Genomic DNA, 289 nt, shown 5'->3' with positions numbered 1-289 from the left:
CTATGTAATTATTGAATGCAACGGGGTAGGTTATTTTTTCAACATATCCCTGCACACTTTTTCACTTTTAAAGGATGAGGAAAACATCAGACTTTTTACCCATTTGCACGTTAAGGAGGACTCGCATACCCTGTTTGGATTTGTGGAGAAGGCGGAACGCGAAATTTTTAGACTTTTAATTTCCGTTGCCGGGATTGGATCAAGCACTGCACCCACTATGTTATCCTCTTTATCACCTACACAAGTTAGGGATGCCATTGCCAATGGGGATGTCCCTTGCATACAGGCA

Annotated in this window: 1 protein-coding gene; it reads left to right on the top strand. The window is 42.2% G+C overall.

Annotation, left to right across the window (positions count from 1 at the left end; all coding sequences use genetic code 11):
* Nucleotides 1–289, top strand: a 289-nt coding sequence (gene ruvA, locus ACRHOZ_RS20895) for a Holliday junction branch migration protein RuvA (protein WP_431130194.1), incomplete at both ends; no start/stop codon positions are given.

Origin of the sequence: Flagellimonas flava, from assembly GCF_050617915.1 — a bacterium.
In the GTDB taxonomy this organism is placed as follows: Bacteria; Bacteroidota; Bacteroidia; order Flavobacteriales; family Flavobacteriaceae; genus Flagellimonas; species Flagellimonas flava_A.
The sequence above is the reverse complement of the archived record's forward strand: the minus strand, read 5'-3'. Positions and strand labels throughout refer to the sequence as shown.